Below are 16,464 nucleotides of genomic sequence, written 5' to 3' on the forward strand. Positions count from 1 at the left end.
GTGTCTCCTTACATGCGAAATACGCCAAAGCGTGTTGATTCAATAGGGGCATTTAATGCGGCTGATAACCCTAACCCTAATACTTTGCGTGTATCTTGAGGGGCAATAACACCATCATCCCACAATCGGGCGCTGGCATAATAAGGATTTCCCTGAGCCTCATATTGGGAGCGTAATTGCTCTTTAAAGCGTTCTTCCTCTTCTACAGGCCAATCGTTTCCTTGCTTTGCCAATTTGTCTCGATTCACTTGCGCCAAAACATTAGCAGCTTGTTCTCCTCCCATGACTGAAATGCGTGAGTTAGGCCAAGACCAGAGAAAATTAGGATTATAGGCACGTCCGCACATGGCATAATTCCCTGCGCCAAAACTACCCCCAACGATTACTGTAAATTTAGGAACATTGGCATTGGCAACTGCGGTTACCATTTTTGCGCCATGTTTGGCAATACCAGAGGCTTCATATTTAGAACCAACCATAAAACCAGTAATATTTTGCAGGAACAATAAAGGAATTTTACGTTGGCAACAAAGTTCTATAAAGTGGGTTCCCTTCAAGGCACTTTCGCTAAATAGGATGCCATTATTTGCAATAATTCCTATGGGATAACCGTATAAGTGTGCGAAGCCACAAACCAATGTAGTGCCAAAGAGCGCTTTAAATTCATCAAATTCAGAACCATCAACAATGCGTGCAATAATTTCTCGAATATCAAAGGGTTTTCGGGGGTCAGCAGGTACTATGCCATTTAATTCTTTGCTGTCATAGAGTGGCTCTACGGTTTCAATCCGCGTTAATTGATGTGGTTTTTTACGATTTAAATTGCTTATAGTGGTTCGTGCTAGATGAAGAGCATGGGCATCATGTTCGGCGTAGTGATCAGCTACGCCTGAATGCCTGCAATGGACATCAGCACCGCCTAATTCTTCAGCACTGATGACTTCACCTGTAGCTGCTTTGACAAGAGGTGGTCCGCCAAGAAAAATCGTGGCTTGATTTTTAACCATAATTGATTCGTCGGCCATTGCAGGAACATAAGCGCCACCCGCAGTACAAGAGCCCATCACTACTGCAATTTGCGGAATATTTTGCGCAGACATTTGCGCTTGATTAAAAAAGATTCGTCCAAAATGATCGCGATCAGGAAAGACTTCATCTTGATGGGGCAAATAAGCTCCACCGGAGTCTACCAGGTAAATGCAGGGCAAATGATTCATTAGCGCGATTTCTTGGGCCCTTAAGTGTTTTTTTACTGTTAAGGGATAGTAAGTACCGCCTTTTACCGTGGCGTCATTGACAACAACAACACACTCAATACCTGAAACCCAGCCGATCCCTGTGATAATTCCTGCAGCAGGGACTACATCGTCATATACTTGATAAGCTGCAAGTTGGGATAGTTCAAGAAAAGGACTTCCAGGATCAAGTAATTGCTGCAATCGTTCTCTTGGTAATAATTTACCATGTTTTAAATGACGGGCACGTGCTTTTTCATCACCGCCTAAAGCAATGTACTGAATTCGATTGTGTAACTCATCCACTAAGGATTGCATGGCTGCTTGATTTTCTTTGAATTCTTGACTACTTGTGTTGATTTGACTGATTAATTTTGCCATGCCTGTTCCTTATCGTAGTACCAAAATATCGCTTAAAACAATGATTGTCCAAATAATCCAAGTAATCGCAATAAAGTGAGGCATATTGCCTCCTTTGATGAACTTGTAAATAAGCGCTGGGACGGCAGTAATCACTACCGGTAATACGACAAGAACTAAAATTTTGCGAACTACAAGCCCCCAGCCTGTTTGGCTGAATATAGGGGTTAATTTCAAATTAACGTAGGTAAAAAACATATCAACATAGACAATAACAAGATGTGCGTATTTTGCGAAGAGTACTACCAAAATACTCAGTAACAGGTAGATAAGACTGTGTCGTAGCATGAACATCCTTTTTTGTAAGGGCTCAGTCCCTATCAGGAACAGCTGTATTTGGCGCAGCATGTGCGAAAATCCAACTGCTTAATATGGGGACATGAGCTATTACTTTTTTTGTAAGAGATCCCCTATTCCATTTATGGAAGAGGGGGGCTTTTTTATTTTTAAATTAATTCAATTGCCATAGCAGTTGCTTCTCCACCACCAATACACAAGGAAGCGACACCGCGTTTTTTCCCTTGATGCTTCAGGGCGTGTATCAACGTTACTAAAATACGTGCACCGGATGCACCAATTGGATGACCTAAAGCACAAGCTCCGCCGTGAATATTAACGTGTTCTGGATTTAATTCAAGTTGTGTTATAGCGGCCATTGCTACTACAGCAAATGCTTCATTTATTTCATAAAGATCCACATCATTTTGTTTCCAGGATGCTTTATTCATGACTTTGCGAATGGCGTCTACTGGTGCTGTAGTAAACCACTCTGGTGCTTGTGAATGACTTGCATGAGCAACAATGCGGGCAATGGGTTGAATACCGCGTTTTTCTGCCTGTCCAGCACTCATTAAAATCAGACTGGCTGCACCGTCAGATATAGAACTTGAGTTGGCAGCAGTAACGGTTCCATCTGCTTTAAATGCAGGTTTTAATTGGGCTATCTTAGCGATTTTTGCAGCATCAGGACCTTCATCCACATTCACTGTAATATCACCCTTACGTGTATTAATTGTTACCGGGGCAATTTCTTCTTTAAAATCTCCATTTTCTATTGCTTGGAGTGCCCTGTTCATGGAACGGGTAGCGAATTCATCCTGCTGCTCTCTGCTAAAATGAAAGTGACTCGCCGTAGCTTCTGCGAAAACCCCCATTAATTTTCCTTTATCATAGGCATCTTCTAATCCGTCGAGGAACATATGATCTTTTAATTCACCATGTCCTAGCCGGTATCCTGAGCGTGCCTTGCTCAATAGATAAGGTGCATTACTCATGCTCTCCATACCACTGGCAAGGATAATATGTGCAGTGCCTGCTCGAATTAAGTCATGAGCTAACATGACTGCTTTCATTCCTGAACCACACATCTTATTGATGGTGGTAGCTCCTGAAGAGTTGGGCAATCCTGCTTTAATTGCAGCTTGTCGTGCCGGCGCTTGACCAATTCCAGCTTGTAAGACACAGCCACTGATTACTTCATCTATTTCTGCTGGGCTAATTCCTGCTTGAGATAGGGCAGCCATATGTGCAATTGCTCCTAATTCTGGAGCCGAAAGAGCTGATAAATTTCCTAGCATGGCTCCCATAGGAGTTCTTTTTGCCGCAACGATTACTATGTCATTCTGTTCCATTTTCATTTTTCCTTATGCTGTTTCTTTAAAAAGTTCTCGTCCAATAAGCATTCTTCTGATTTCAGAAGTACCAGCCCCTATTTCATATAATTTTGCATCACGCAGTAAACGTCCTGTGGGATACTCATTAATATATCCATTACCGCCAAGAATTTGAATTGCTTGTAATGCCATTTGTGTTGCTCTTTCAGCCGTATATAAAATCACACTTGCAGCATCTTTACGGCTGACTATACCTTGATCACATGCTCTGGCAATAGCATATAAATATGCTCTTGAGGCGTTCAGATCAGTGTACATATCGGCTAATTTACCTTGGATGAATTGAAATTCACCTATGGGTTGTTCGAATTGTTTTCGCTCATGTACGTAAGGTAAAACAACATCCATACACGCTTGCATAATTCCTACTGGGCCTGATGCCAGAATGGTACGTTCATAATCCAGTCCACTCATTAATACTTTAACACCTCGATTGACTTCGCCCAAAACCTGTTCCGCCGGAACTTCACAATGTTCAAATACCAATTCGCAGGTATTTGAGCCCCGCATTCCTAACTTGTCGAGTTTTTGAGCTGTCTTAAAGCCTGGCATTCCTTTTTCAATTAGAAAGGCAGTGATTCCCTTGCTTGCAGCGTGTTTGTCAGTTTTGGCGTAAACAACCAGGACATCCGCATCAGGCCCATTGGTGATCCACATTTTGGTGCCGTTGAGAATATATTTGTTGCCTTCTGGACGAGCATGTAATTGCATACTGACTACATCGGATCCTGAATTGGACTCACTCATAGCCAGAGCCCCAACATATTCTCCACTAATAAGTTTAGGCAGATATTTTTGTTTTTGCGAATGCGTACCATTTAAATAAATTTGGTTAACGCATAAATTGGAGTGAGCACCGTAACTTAGACCTATAGATGCAGATGCTCGAGAAATTTCTTCCATAGCGATGACATGGGCAAGGTACCCCATATTGGCGCCGCCATACTCTTCGCTTACTGTAATTCCCAGTAAACCCATTTCCCCTAATTTTTTCCATAAATGATTGGGAAAACTATTGCTTTCATCGATTTGAGCAGCAAGTGGAGCAATTTCAGCACGAGCAAATTGGTGGACACTGTCGCGCAACATGTCGTAAGTTTCCCCGAGTTGATAGTTCGGTCCTGTGTACATAGCTGGCTTCCTGTTGTTATTACTACTTATCTGGGCAAGAATTCTGATGATGCTTGAATTTGACGCATCGTGATGCAGATAAGTGGTCTGTTGATTTTTACAAATGTGTTAGACTATACCCAATCAAATTAAAGATGCAAATAGAATTTCTCAGATCTTTTTTCATATCGGGAAAATTAAGGAAATGATCTTACAATACTTCTTGACGACAATGGCTTTTTTAGGAGCGGAACTTCCCTCAATTTAAAATTAAAGAGAAGAAGATGTGTTTTTCTATGAAATTATTTATAAAGTAGTTTGATGAATTACAGACCGAAATTCCTGCTTAATTTCTGATTCTCATTGGTTTTTCTCATGTGTTCGATATTGTAACCACAAGTTTCTTTTTTATCTTTTTTTATTCCTCTTAAGGATTCACAATTCGATTTATGGTGAAAGCCAATTCGATTATCTCTCCTCAAAGCGATCAAATTCCATTCAATTAGAAAATATTTACTACATGTTTTTTTTATATGGATCCGAATAAGTTTTATGCAAAGCACTAATAAATTCTTAATCCTTCTTTTTTAAAATAATCCTTGCACAAGTTGTCTTAAAATTTATCTGTAGGTCAAAAGTAAATCATAATCATTTCCCTATAGAAAAATACTTAAACATTTTGTGAATTTTTAATCATATTTTTTAGGGGTATAATTATGTTATCAAAGAACGATAAAGAGTTACAAAATCAAAAATCAACGAATGACGATCAACCAAAAAAAGAAACTTCTGTGGAATACGATCCATACGGTGCCAACCAGTTTGATCATGTTGATAAGGATGATATTGACGAAGTTGAGAAAGCAAGAAAGCAGTATGTTATAAGCCAAGGCAAACAGTTCGTGGGTGGATTAGCAGCTGGTATTTATTATACTGCTACGGGGGAGCCAATGGCAAATCCTCCAGCTGATGGTATATATCATCAAGGAAACAGGCAGAAATTTGCTAATAAACTGAATACTGTTTCTAAGGATCCGGATGTGCAAGCCTCACAGCATGCTACAGAGTCAGTTGGCGTGATGAAAGGGCAAAATTACGCTCAGGAATGGCAAGGGGAGCCCATGCCCAAAAAGCCTATTCCTATCTTTGTAAAACAAGTTAAGGGACATGCGGAAATGGATAAGCAAGCAAGAGAACAAGGAAAGCCACATGCATCAACTAATGCACATAAAAATTGGGATATTGAATGCCACGAAGAGCACGAGGACGCTTTTTATGAGTCTGGCTACATTAGCGGTTGGATCTTGCATAAAATAGCAAAGTGGAAAGAAATATTTACAAAAGAAGGAGAAGTGCATACTTCAACAGGTTCTATTGATGATCCAGAATTAAGTTATCATGAATACACAGAGGAAGATTACGACAGAATGCATAGTTCAGCTCAGAGCAGCTATAATAGTGAGTCTGATTCAGAGGAAAATTCTGTAGAAACAACAATAGTAGTAACTGCAGAACAAACAGTAGAGGGAACAATATCAGATAATTCAGAATGTACAGTAGAGGTAACTGCAGAACAAACAGTAGAAGAAACAATTTCAGATAATTCAGAATCTGTAATTGTAGAAGAAACTATTTCAGTTTCACAATGCTCATCTTCCTTTTTCAGTGTACAAAGGGATAATGAAGACGATATGGATTATCTGACAAGACTGGATACAATGTTAAATTAAAATGACTTTAAGAAAAAATAATCAAAGATCTCCGAGTTGCAATGCAACCCAAAGGAGGTCTTTCTCTACCATAAATTGTTGATCCCATAAAACGCAACCAATGGAAACCTATCTCCTCATATAATGAGTGGCAATAATCACTGGTTTATCTTGATCACCTAATTCCGTTATTTCCTTTGCAAGCTCTGTAAACGCATTGCACGGGTGTTCTTTAGGAGGAAAATTGGCGCTAAAAGAATAGCATGAGTCTCCAATTTTGCTTTTGCCAAAAGCAATTGTATGTCGTGCACGACCTGCATTTTTGACAGGGTATGTTACGATGTTATTTGGTCCAGCCTCATCTACTATTTGTGCAAGGGATTCCGAATTCAGATCAGATACTTTTACTGTATCAGAACTGGAAAAGTAGGGAGCCTTCTTATCCACAAAAGCACTATGCAATCCATCCTTGCCGTGCTTGAATAAATCCTCCTGATGTCTCCTTTCTTTTAATGCTGCATCATAAATTTCTTGCGAAGTGCCGTTTAGAAAATCAGGTGTGCTCGATGGAGACCCATCCATCTGGTATTTGGTATAGAGATTGGCTAATTGTGCACAAATACCTTTTTCACCTTCCTCAAGTTTAACATGGCTTAACACATCTGCTTGATTGGTGAAGCCTTGATTTGGGTTAGCCTCCTCTTTTGTTCCAGAAAAAAAATTGTACATTTTCCCAAACATTTAATAATACTCCTTTCAGTTAATACATTGATTAAAGTGATTGCATATTATTCTAATTGTTGTGTGGAAAGACAATGTAATATCTATCTGGAAAAAAATCAATGATCTGTTTATCAATATTAAAAATTATTACACCCTTTAAGACACCCATTCCACCGGGATTGCCCATAGTGATTAGAGTGCCCAATATTCTTGTTATATCAAGGATTATTTTATAAATACCTACGGTAAATTAAGAAGAGCTCGCAAGAAATCGAGAATATTTTGACCATTTTTCTTGATTCCCATTCTCATCAAGTATTTGGTTATAGTAGTTTTTTCTAATATGAATAAATTTATCCAGAGTGGGCAAACTCAAGCCATTGCAGACTTCAATTCGAATATCAAATAGGCTATAAATTTGATCCCATGAGAGATCAAGTTTATTCAGTGGATAATAACTTACTGCGTATTCCGAATTGCAGGCTGATTTCATTAGATTTAATGTATGTAGAGAAGGAATATTATCACCAATAAATAATAGACGTTTGCAATCACGTTTATGATACCTGGAAATTACTACACTATGGGAAGTAAAGCGTGAAAAGTTAGTTAAATGCCTTATTGTTTGGAGCCATGCCGTATGCTTTTTATGAAATAGGACAATATTTCTCTCACCTAAGGTGCGAGAATATCCTTTTTTAGTTGCGCTACCTCCCTCAATATGACCTATAATTATTCGTGGTTCATAAATCACTTTAAACCCAGCAAGGTTTACTCTTAGGCAATAATCACTATCTTCCCAGTAAGCGGGAGCATAGATGACATCAAAACCACCTAAACTTTGGAATAAGTCTTTAGGAGTTAGCAAAAATAGCCCAGAACAGTAATCTACATGCCTCTGAAAGTTAACTTCAAAAATATCAGGCTTTTTATCGCGTCCATATTGATAAATACCTTTCTGTGTTATAAACACGCCTGCTTCTTGGAGTAAACTATTGGGAAGAATAATTTTACCCCCGACAGCGCCAATTTTTTTATTACTATTTAGTGTTTGTAATGCAATAGCAAAAGCATCTATATTTAATTGCCAGATGTCATTGTTAAGAAATAACAAATTTTTGCCTTTAGCAATTTGGGCTCCTTGATTTGCAGCCTGGAGAAATCCAACATTTTGAACGTTTTTTATGACTAAAACGTTATGACAACAATCTAAAAGCTGATGAGTTAAGTCACTTGAGGCATTATCAATAATAATAACCTCAAAAGTTATATTTCTTTGTTGTTGTAATAAACGCAGACACTCAAGGGTAAATTGTGCTTGATTGTAAAGAACTAAAATCACAGAAATTTCAGGTTCATTAGATACTGTAAATTCGATTTTTTCGTTTCTTAAAAAAAATAACTTCAAATTACGATGTAATTTTGCGATTAATTTTTTTCTTTTATAGAGATCTACATACTTCTGAGAAATTTTTTTAAGAATGAAGCTTTTTTCAATAAATTGTAAAAATCTTTCCATGTGATTTGGATTTTTCCTTAAGTTATTTTTTTAAATTAATTATAAAACATTTTGATCTAAGCGACTAGGTATATGAAACGGCTACTGCAGAAGCAGAGCGATAGTGAAAGAGTGATAACAAAAAGCGCCACGTAGTTCGCTATCGGACCACTCGAGAAAATAAATTAATTTTTTTTGAATAGATAAATTCTTTCATAAACCCAATCCATGAGCTATGCACATGCAAGTTGTTATAATATTCTGGAGCTATTTTTCTTAATTGAGAAGTTCTGGACCAGGGGATGCCTGGAAAATCATGATGCTCAACATGATGTCCAAAATTAAAAGTAAGATAATTCAATGGACCATAGTAGGAATACGTTTCCTGTTGTTTATGCGCTACATAATGCTCGGCGATAAAATGAGTTGCCAGGGGATGAATACTCATCCCCACTAAAGTAGATAAAATTAAAAAGCCTAAAAACTTCCAACCAAATAAAAAAATCACTAGAACATCAAACAATAATTGCAGAGTAATATTACTTATCTCCCAGGAAGACATTTTTTGTGGCCATTTAATTATGGGACGAAGGCTGTAAGTAAGAGGTTGAATAAGTAACCAGAGTAGTTTGCCTGGTATGGAATTGAATATTTTTGCTTCAATCAATAAAGGGACATCACCATCTTTTTTCTTATCACCTAGATGTCGATGATGCAAATGATGATATTTTTCAAAACTGATTGCTGCAGGAATTCCTAATGGCAGATTAACTAAGAGTGCAAAATAACGATTAGCCTTTTTTGATTTAAATGCCAAATTATGAGTTATTTCATGAATCGCAGTAAAAAGGGCATGATTTATTGTGGCTCCTATAAAATACAAAATAAATAACCACCAAAATAGTGTTGTTGCTCTGCACCAATAAGCTAATATTAGCTGAAAGGATAATAAAGCCAAACTAATATAAATGGTTTTGGATTCATGACCAAATAAATCTTTAACTACAGGATATTTTAATAATATTTCTTTACGCCGCCGCCTATGAAAATCAGCTTCATTCACAAAAATAAATGAAGAATAACTCTTATTTGTCATGGATTTCCAAGCCCTTATTTATATTAAAATTTTTCCAGATTTTTGTGTATATATAATATAAGCTAGCTAATGTAAGATTCATAGCGATTTAAAATTGCATCTACCGGTCTTGAGGGAAGTAAATGAGCTAATTTGATTAGCATATGCAAAGGCCATGGAAAGACAATGGACGCTTTATTTTTTAGTAATCCTTTTTGTATTATTTTTGCTGCTTTCTCGCTTGACATTAAAAAAGGCTTCAGCCCTGTAAGTCGATCCGACATATCCGTTTTAATATACCCAGGGCAAATCACATTAACATGGATCTGATATCGAATAAGCCAAGCACGTAAGGACTGGCCGTATATATGAAGTGCTGCCTTACTGGCGCAGTAGCTTGGAGACTGGGGTAATCCACGTAAGCCAGCAATGGAACTCATCATGGCTATTTGTCCCTTTTTTCTTTCTATCATTCTGTGGATTAGCGGGGTGACGGTATTCATAGTCCCTTGCAAATTAATAGCAAAAACCTGGTTAATATGCTCTTCCTTTTCTGGTTGCCAATCAGGTTGTAATGTAGATGAGATCCCCGCGTTAGCAATCACTAAATCGATAGGCATTTTATTATCAACATCGATAATAAATTTTTTTAATTGAGCAGCATTTTGGACATCAATACTTTCATAAATTGTATTTGCACCTTGTTCTTGACAACGTTGGGCAACGTTGTTCAGAGCATGGAGATCTCGCGCAACTAAAATCAAATTTATATTGGTTGCAGCATAATGTATTGCTAATTGCTCGCCAATACCACGACTTGCTCCTGTAATTAATATAGTTTGTTTATTCATTCGGCTTATACTCTTTCATATCTTTTCTACGGACTCTATTGCTAGGTAGGTTAGGCATTATTTAATTATTATTTTTTGTTAGGGTTGTAGGTATTAAATATAAAATCCCATAAAGGACTTGTTACTCCAAAGCGTTTCGGGGGGATGTGATGATGATGTATGGCATGATTTCTGCGTAAGTAATAAATTATCCTGTTTTTTGATTTACTATGATGAAGTGTCCAATGTAAGTAATCATATCCTAGATAACTTAACGTGAAACCGAAGGTAAAGCTAAAGAAATTGTTTAATGTAAAAAAACGAGAAAAAATATATAAAAAAAGCAATCCAATGGGAATGCTCATTAGTGGTGGTGCAACCAGTCGCAAAGGGTCATGCGGATCCTTGTGATGAATTCCATGGATGGTATAACTTATTTTTTTTGCCCACTTGGTATTAATTGGCAAATGAAAAAAAAATCGATGCATTGTGTATTCAACAAAGGTCCACAAAAAAATACCCGAAAAAATCAAGATTAGGGATTGCAAGGATACTTGCATATGAAAACTGCAATAAAACAATATGGGGATATAAATAATCGCGGGTATAATTGGGTGGACAACAGAGAAACGTTCTAGAAAGTCCGATTTAAATAATCTTATCCTTTTATAATCTTGCATCTTAAATCCTTATATGCCCTAGAGTCTGATTACATTTCTACTCTCTTAGTCAAACTGTCCTGATATTTTCCGATGCTCACATACTCCATGTTACTGTGCTCGGTACTCGAAAATCAGGCCATTTTAGCGCAAGCTGGCGAAATGTAAACATACCTTGGATTCTGTAACCAATATTTTTCCTTTTGTGGAAAATATCATACTATTCTCTGTTAAACTCCGCCTGATTTGTTTTTGCACAAAACAAATGATTTAAAATTGTTACAAAAGTAAGTAAATCAATAAAAAATAGGAGGGAATTTATATCCCTATAAATGATTAACTAAACAGTTAAAAGCAAGTTAGTGAGATGACGGTCTTGTAATTGTTTGTTATTATCTTCTATATTAACTAATGGCAATTTAGGATGTTGCTGCATTTATTGTTATAAAATCTATCAAGTTTTTATATATGTTTAATTGGATTTAATCATGATAAAAGAAAAATCACGGACCTGGCAAAAGACTTCCATGTTTCTCGGTAAATTTTTTGCAAAATATAGTCCTTTCCCTGCGGGATTTTATACAATAAATTCTTTAATTTTAGCAACGGTCGCTGTTTTTTATTCTTATTCCCATTACTATATTACTGCCATTTTACTTTTTCTTTTAGCAGGTATCTTTGATGTCATTGATGGCTCTGTTGCTCGAGCCCGAAATAAAGCGTCCAATTTAGGCGCATTTGTCGATGGAACCATTGATAGGTTTGTGGATTTTGCTATTATTTTTTCCTATTTCTTTTGTGAAATTAAAGCATTTTATTTAAGTTTGGATCAATTAATCTGTATTACATCCTTTGTAGTTATTTTGCCATCATTTATAGTTGCTTATGCCAATCATCGCGGCGCAGTATCCGATGATAATGAAACATTAATTTGGCGTGTTATGAATCGTGGGGAAATGCTTTTTTTCATGATAGGAATCTTGATTACCTCCTTATTTAGTTCTTATTGGGCAGGAGTTTTGCTCCTGCTTTTAATTTTTCTGTCAACATTTACGATAATACAGACAATTTTTTTGACTATTTATCATGCGAGTAAACATAAATCTGCCTGAGTGGTCATAAGTAAAGTACTAGAAATTGGGATTATTATTCACTTAGGTTGAATTTATGTTAACAGTAGCTTTATTGGTTATTATTTATCTCATTATTTCGACTTTTATTTTAGGGATGTCTAACCCTAGAAAAAAAAAGTTACGCCTTACTTTTATTTCCATTAATTGCATCGTTATATTATGGGAAGCGTTTCCATTTTTTATGCCTATTCATTCAAACTCTTTAAAAATCTTATATGATTGGTCTCCTTTATTATTTTTACCCTTGTTGCATAGAGAAACTGAGGTATTAGCATCTGCATTTAATAAGATTTATTATGATGAAAAACTCATACATCTTGAGGAAAAATATTTTGCTTGGGTACTAAATTTTCATCATAACAATCGTGCAAACTCACTATTTCTTTCCGAGTTCCTGCATTTATGTTATTTAACTTTTTTTATACTGATTTATGGGGTGCCTTTATTTTTTTATCTTAGACAAGAATTTGTACCATTCTATGAGTGTCAATTTGTTATCTTATTGTTACTTTTTTCATGTTACCTAACCCATAGCATTATTCCAGCTTATGGGCCTCGTAACATTTTTGAGAAAATTAAAGATCATCGTAGTCGCGGTTTTTTCTTTCGACTTACTCATAAATTATTACAAGATGGCTCGACCCCTGGCACTGCATTCCCGAGTGGCCATACAGGCGTTGCTTCTGCTGTGTTATTAACAACGTGGTATTTACATACCCCATTATTTTACTACATCTTACCTTTTGGAATGGGATTGATAATTAGTACAATTTATGGAAGATTTCATTATGTTATTGATATGATATTTGGTTTTTTGTATGCGTTGATTGCTTTTTTTGTAGCGACATCCTTAATGTCCTATTATTCATAATATAAGATCAATCAGGGGGAAATTTAAATTGTAGTCTGGGCTGCACCCAGGCTACAAAATACCCGTGTATGAATTCAGACACACTGTTCTTCTAAACTCAGTGGGTTGGCTTTGCTATTCGCATCGTGTTCTTTTCTAACTTTATTTTTGAAAAATACATAGTTTCTCAATAAGCTTACAGTTTTATAGAGTTGTTCTTCTGTATGTAAACAATTCATAAATAATCTTACTCTTGCTAAGTTTTTTTCTACTGCAGGGTAAATAATAGGTAAAGCCAAAATGTGATTTTCTTTTAAGTAATGACTCAGTTGAATTGCTGCTGAGTCTTCGCCGACAACAATTGGAATAATTGGTGTGCTATTGCTTAATCCTGTGGGGATGTTTTGCTCTTTTAATAAAGACAATAACAGCGTATGCCTATCACGCAGCATACTTACTCGTTGAGGTTCTTTCTTCATTACTTCAATCGCTGCTAATGCAGCGGCAGTATTTGCAGGTGATATGCCCGCTGAATAAACAAAACCAGCTGCGGTATACCTAAGATTTTCAATTAATTCATGAGAGCCCGCTATGTAACCTCCACAACTTGCAAATGCTTTACTTAGTGTTCCCATCCAAATATCGACATCTTTGGAATCTAAATTATAATGTTCACGAATACCTTTGCCGGTTTCTCCTAATACACCAATCGAATGCGCTTCATCTATCATTAAAAAAGTATTAAATTGCTTTTTAATGGTAATAAGATCGGGAACATCAGCAATATCTCCATCCATGCTAAAAATCCCTTCCGTGACAATTAATACTTTTCTATATTGATCGCGATATTTTTCGAGAAAATCAATGAGGAATTGGTGATTATTATGTGGAAAGGCAATACGTTCAGCTTCAGAAAACACAGCAGCTTGAATAATACTATTATGTGAGAGCTCATCATGAATAATAAGATCATTTTTGCCAAACAAATGTGTAATAACAGTGATGTTGGTTGAATATCCGGAAGGGAATACGAGACAATCTTCTGTACCGATTAAATCAGCGATTGCCTTTTCTAATTCTCCATGAAGTGATTTTTCACCCGAAACCAGGCGACTGGCAGAAACAGAGGTACCCAGTTTTTTTACTGCAGCAATTACCGCCTCAGTAACACTAGGTTCGCCAGATAAGCCTAAGTAATTATAACCCGAATAATTAATATAATGTTTTCCATCGATTATAGTTGTATTGCTGGATATACCTTCATTAACATTGAAATAAATTTTTTTTAAATCATTAATAAAATGATTATCTAACTTTGTATCAGAATGTTGTATCAAACTTCCTAATCCAAACGATACAGGAAAATCCACAAGACTAAATGACTCACCATTGACTGATGATTTATGCATGAATTGTTTATCTACTAAAGAGTGAATCACCTGTGTGTTTTTAATTTGTTTTAAATCTTTAGCAGGAATGTTTTCCGCCAAAAAAGCGATGAGTTGATTTAAAGTATATTGTTCAAATAAAGGCAGTAATTCAATCTGTTTTCCTATTTTAGTTTGTAAATCATTGGATAATTCCACTGCTGCAATAGAATTTATACCTAAAGCAGTAATTGATTTATCATAATCATGTTCGGACAAAACCATGCTGAGGCGACGCATTAACCAATCGGTTAACCATTGTTTAACTTCCTTGACTGATAAGGTTAGAGAAAAGCCATCGGTTGGATTTTGGTCTTCTTTTTTCCAGAATGCGATATTTTTTAAAGTTTTATCGAGGAATGACTTACGGGTAAGCCAACGTTGGATTTTCCCACTTGAAGTTTTAGGAAGGGTATAAGGTTTTATTAAAACGATAGAATAGGGTACTAACCCAAATTGATCCAAAAGAACGGCTCGAATTTCAGAAAATAATAAGTCAAATTCAACACGATTTAGTGCAACACGTTTGACCTCTTGGACCACAATTAACTCTTGTCTTTCATCCACCTCTATAGCAAAAGCAGCTGCTCCTTGAGGTTCAAAGGCCGCCTGATTCTGAGTAATGGCTTGCTCAATATCTTGAGGATAATAATTTTTACCATGAATAATAATTAAATCTTTGATTCGTCCTGTAACGTATAAATTTCCTTGGTGGATGAAGCCAAGATCTCCGGTTCTTAAATAGAATAGATCAGGAGTATTAGGTAACTGGTTTTCAAAAGTGGCTTTAGAGAGGTCCGCTTTATTCCAATACCCTTTTGCTATGCTTGGTCCACTTGCCCATATTTCACCTATACTGCCTTCGGGCAATTCATTTAATGTATGAGGGTCAACAATGCGAATATTATGATCTGAGAGGCAATGGCCACAATTTACTATATTCATAGTAGAATGATTTAATGACTCTGGTGCAATGGAGATCGTTCCTGATTCAAAATTCGATTTAATTAATTTTAATGAAATATCTGGTGCATTATATTGTTTTGCAGTGAGCATTAATGTAGCTTCAGCTAGACCATAACATGGGTATATTGTTTGTGGCGATAGGCCTGTGATAGCAAATGTATTAATAAATTGCTGAACTGATTCAAATTGAATTGGTTCAGATCCATTGTATATACAACGCAAAGAGCTTAGGTCCAATTGCTTGATTTGAGCTGGGGTAATTTTCTTTACACAGAAATCAAAAGCAAAATTAGGAACACAGGTGAGTGTAATTCGTTCTTGAGAAATAATTTCTAACCAGCGTAGGGGTGAATGTAAAAAGTAAGCTGGCGGCATTAAGATAAGCTCAAATCTTTTATATATTGATGTAAGTACACATCCAATTAAACCCATATCATGATAAGGAGGCAGCCAGGAACACACTTTGTCTCGCTCAGTTTCTTTAGATGGGGTAAAGCTGAGTATCCCCTTAATATTTGCAACCAGATTTAAATGACTGATTAGTACACCCTTGGGTGTGTTTGTCGATCCAGAGGTATACTGCAAAAAAGCAATTTTGTTTTGTTCAACAGGAAACGAGCGGTATTTCTCAACAACTTCTTTGCGCGTGGAATCAATGTCTATAACCGTATATTCCATAAACTCAGCGGCAAGAGTTTGATTTGTAATCACAAATTTCGCTTGTGAATCCTCAAGAATAGAAAAAACACGATTTTTATGCTGATTTCTTCTGGGTGGATATACTGGAACAGCAATGACTCCTGAGTAAAGGCAAGCAAAAAAAGCAACAACGTAATCTAATCCAGGTGGTAACAGGATGACAGCACGCTCATCATAGTAAGATTCATGTTGTTGCAATATATAAGCCAATCGACGAGCTTGTTGATCAAGTTCCTTATAAGTCAATGTTTCATAATTTTTTTGTGTTAAAAATTTAATAGCGATACAATCAGGATATTCTTTTACATGTCCTTGGAGAGCATCAACGATAGAAATAAAATCTTGCATTGAGTTTTATCCATTTTATAAACTGCATACATCTAGTATATTTTTGCTTGGTTGATAAATACTAGTTCCTACTTTCTCATTCGAACACGGTTATAATTCAAATCTACTT

13 protein-coding genes are annotated in these 16,464 nt (G+C 36.3%); 3 read left to right on the forward strand and 10 right to left on the reverse strand.

The window, feature by feature from the left end:
- Nucleotides 1–8: 8 nt before the first annotated feature.
- The 4 genes from FOLKNPGA_RS06815 to FOLKNPGA_RS06830 all read right to left on the reverse strand — a co-directional run bounded on the left by FOLKNPGA_RS06815 (nt 9) and on the right by FOLKNPGA_RS06830 (nt 4,459).
- A complete protein-coding gene (locus FOLKNPGA_RS06815; protein ID WP_182352315.1) occupies nt 9–1,616 on the reverse strand; it encodes a carboxyl transferase domain-containing protein in 1,608 nt (535 codons plus the stop codon).
- 9 nt (nt 1,617–1,625) lie between these two features.
- The gene (locus tag FOLKNPGA_RS06820; RefSeq protein ID WP_182352317.1) at nt 1,626–1,943 is read right to left on the reverse strand and encodes a hypothetical protein; all 318 of its coding nucleotides are present in this window, start codon (nt 1,941–1,943) and stop codon (nt 1,626–1,628) included.
- Nucleotides 1,944–2,101: 158 nt separating this feature from the next.
- Nucleotides 2,102–3,286, reverse strand: a complete 1,185-nt coding sequence (locus FOLKNPGA_RS06825; RefSeq protein WP_182352319.1) for an acetyl-CoA C-acyltransferase — start codon at nt 3,284–3,286, stop codon at nt 2,102–2,104.
- Between the two features lie 12 nt (nt 3,287–3,298).
- Complete coding sequence (locus FOLKNPGA_RS06830; protein WP_182352321.1) at nt 3,299–4,459, reverse strand: isovaleryl-CoA dehydrogenase; 1,161 nt, start codon at nt 4,457–4,459, stop codon at nt 3,299–3,301.
- Between the two features lie 695 nt (nt 4,460–5,154).
- On the opposite strand from FOLKNPGA_RS06830, the gene FOLKNPGA_RS06835 reads away from it, so the two are divergent.
- Nucleotides 5,155–6,168: a hypothetical protein gene (locus FOLKNPGA_RS06835; protein ID WP_182352323.1), complete on the forward strand. Its 1,014-nt coding sequence runs from the start codon at nt 5,155–5,157 to the stop codon at nt 6,166–6,168.
- Between the two features lie 108 nt (nt 6,169–6,276).
- Here FOLKNPGA_RS06835 and FOLKNPGA_RS06840 read toward each other — a convergent pair whose 3' ends face one another.
- The 5 genes from FOLKNPGA_RS06840 to FOLKNPGA_RS06860 form a co-directional block, all read right to left on the reverse strand.
- Nucleotides 6,277–6,888 carry a hypothetical protein gene (locus FOLKNPGA_RS06840; RefSeq protein ID WP_182352325.1) on the reverse strand — a complete coding sequence of 204 codons (612 nt, stop codon included), beginning with the start codon at nt 6,886–6,888 and terminating at the stop codon, nt 6,277–6,279.
- Nucleotides 6,889–7,120: 232 nt separating this feature from the next.
- Nucleotides 7,121–8,389, reverse strand: coding sequence for a glycosyltransferase family 2 protein (locus FOLKNPGA_RS06845; protein ID WP_182352327.1), 1,269 nt, complete (start codon nt 8,387–8,389; stop codon nt 7,121–7,123).
- Nucleotides 8,390–8,528: 139 nt separating this feature from the next.
- Nucleotides 8,529–9,464, reverse strand: a complete 936-nt coding sequence (locus FOLKNPGA_RS06850; protein ID WP_182352789.1) for a fatty acid desaturase — start codon at nt 9,462–9,464, stop codon at nt 8,529–8,531.
- A 62-nt stretch (nt 9,465–9,526) separates the two neighbouring features.
- Complete coding sequence (locus FOLKNPGA_RS06855; protein ID WP_182352329.1) at nt 9,527–10,294, reverse strand: SDR family oxidoreductase; 768 nt, start codon at nt 10,292–10,294, stop codon at nt 9,527–9,529.
- 68 nt (nt 10,295–10,362) lie between these two features.
- Nucleotides 10,363–10,953, reverse strand: a complete 591-nt coding sequence (locus tag FOLKNPGA_RS06860; protein WP_182352331.1) for a sterol desaturase family protein — start codon at nt 10,951–10,953, stop codon at nt 10,363–10,365.
- A gap of 467 nt (nt 10,954–11,420) precedes the next feature.
- Between FOLKNPGA_RS06860 and FOLKNPGA_RS06865 the strand changes: the two genes are divergently transcribed.
- Together FOLKNPGA_RS06865 and FOLKNPGA_RS06870 are read left to right on the forward strand one after the other, a co-directional pair.
- A complete protein-coding gene (locus tag FOLKNPGA_RS06865) occupies nt 11,421–12,044 on the forward strand; it encodes a CDP-alcohol phosphatidyltransferase family protein (RefSeq protein WP_182352333.1) in 624 nt (207 codons plus the stop codon).
- Between the two features lie 55 nt (nt 12,045–12,099).
- Nucleotides 12,100–12,936: a phosphatase PAP2 family protein gene (locus tag FOLKNPGA_RS06870; RefSeq protein ID WP_182352334.1), complete on the forward strand. Its 837-nt coding sequence runs from the start codon at nt 12,100–12,102 to the stop codon at nt 12,934–12,936.
- A gap of 74 nt (nt 12,937–13,010) precedes the next feature.
- Here FOLKNPGA_RS06870 and FOLKNPGA_RS06875 read toward each other — a convergent pair whose 3' ends face one another.
- Nucleotides 13,011–16,355, reverse strand: a complete 3,345-nt coding sequence (locus FOLKNPGA_RS06875; RefSeq protein WP_182352335.1) for an aminotransferase class I/II-fold pyridoxal phosphate-dependent enzyme — start codon at nt 16,353–16,355, stop codon at nt 13,011–13,013.
- Nucleotides 16,356–16,464 lie beyond the last annotated feature (109 nt).

It is taken from the genome of Legionella sp. PC1000 (assembly GCF_014109805.1).
Lineage (GTDB): Bacteria > Pseudomonadota > Gammaproteobacteria > Legionellales > Legionellaceae > Legionella > Legionella resiliens.

Coding starts and splice junctions, on each gene's coding strand:
- FOLKNPGA_RS06865 (WP_182352333.1), top strand. CDS start 11,421: ATGATAAAAGAAAAATCACGGACCTGGCAAAAGACTTCCATGTTTCTC.
- FOLKNPGA_RS06825 (WP_182352319.1), bottom strand. CDS start 3,286: ATGGAACAGAATGACATAGTAATCGTTGCGGCAAAAAGAACTCCTATG.
- FOLKNPGA_RS06830 (WP_182352321.1), bottom strand. CDS start 4,459: ATGTACACAGGACCGAACTATCAACTCGGGGAAACTTACGACATGTTG.
- FOLKNPGA_RS06820 (WP_182352317.1), bottom strand. CDS start 1,943: ATGCTACGACACAGTCTTATCTACCTGTTACTGAGTATTTTGGTAGTA.
- FOLKNPGA_RS06850 (WP_182352789.1), bottom strand. CDS start 9,464: ATGACAAATAAGAGTTATTCTTCATTTATTTTTGTGAATGAAGCTGAT.
- FOLKNPGA_RS06870 (WP_182352334.1), top strand. CDS start 12,100: ATGTTAACAGTAGCTTTATTGGTTATTATTTATCTCATTATTTCGACT.
- FOLKNPGA_RS06815 (WP_182352315.1), bottom strand. CDS start 1,616: ATGGCAAAATTAATCAGTCAAATCAACACAAGTAGTCAAGAATTCAAA.
- FOLKNPGA_RS06840 (WP_182352325.1), bottom strand. CDS start 6,888: ATGTTTGGGAAAATGTACAATTTTTTTTCTGGAACAAAAGAGGAGGCT.
- FOLKNPGA_RS06835 (WP_182352323.1), top strand. CDS start 5,155: ATGTTATCAAAGAACGATAAAGAGTTACAAAATCAAAAATCAACGAAT.
- FOLKNPGA_RS06845 (WP_182352327.1), bottom strand. CDS start 8,389: ATGGAAAGATTTTTACAATTTATTGAAAAAAGCTTCATTCTTAAAAAA.
- FOLKNPGA_RS06875 (WP_182352335.1), bottom strand. CDS start 16,355: ATGCAAGATTTTATTTCTATCGTTGATGCTCTCCAAGGACATGTAAAA.
- FOLKNPGA_RS06860 (WP_182352331.1), bottom strand. CDS start 10,953: ATGCAAGATTATAAAAGGATAAGATTATTTAAATCGGACTTTCTAGAA.
- FOLKNPGA_RS06855 (WP_182352329.1), bottom strand. CDS start 10,294: ATGAATAAACAAACTATATTAATTACAGGAGCAAGTCGTGGTATTGGC.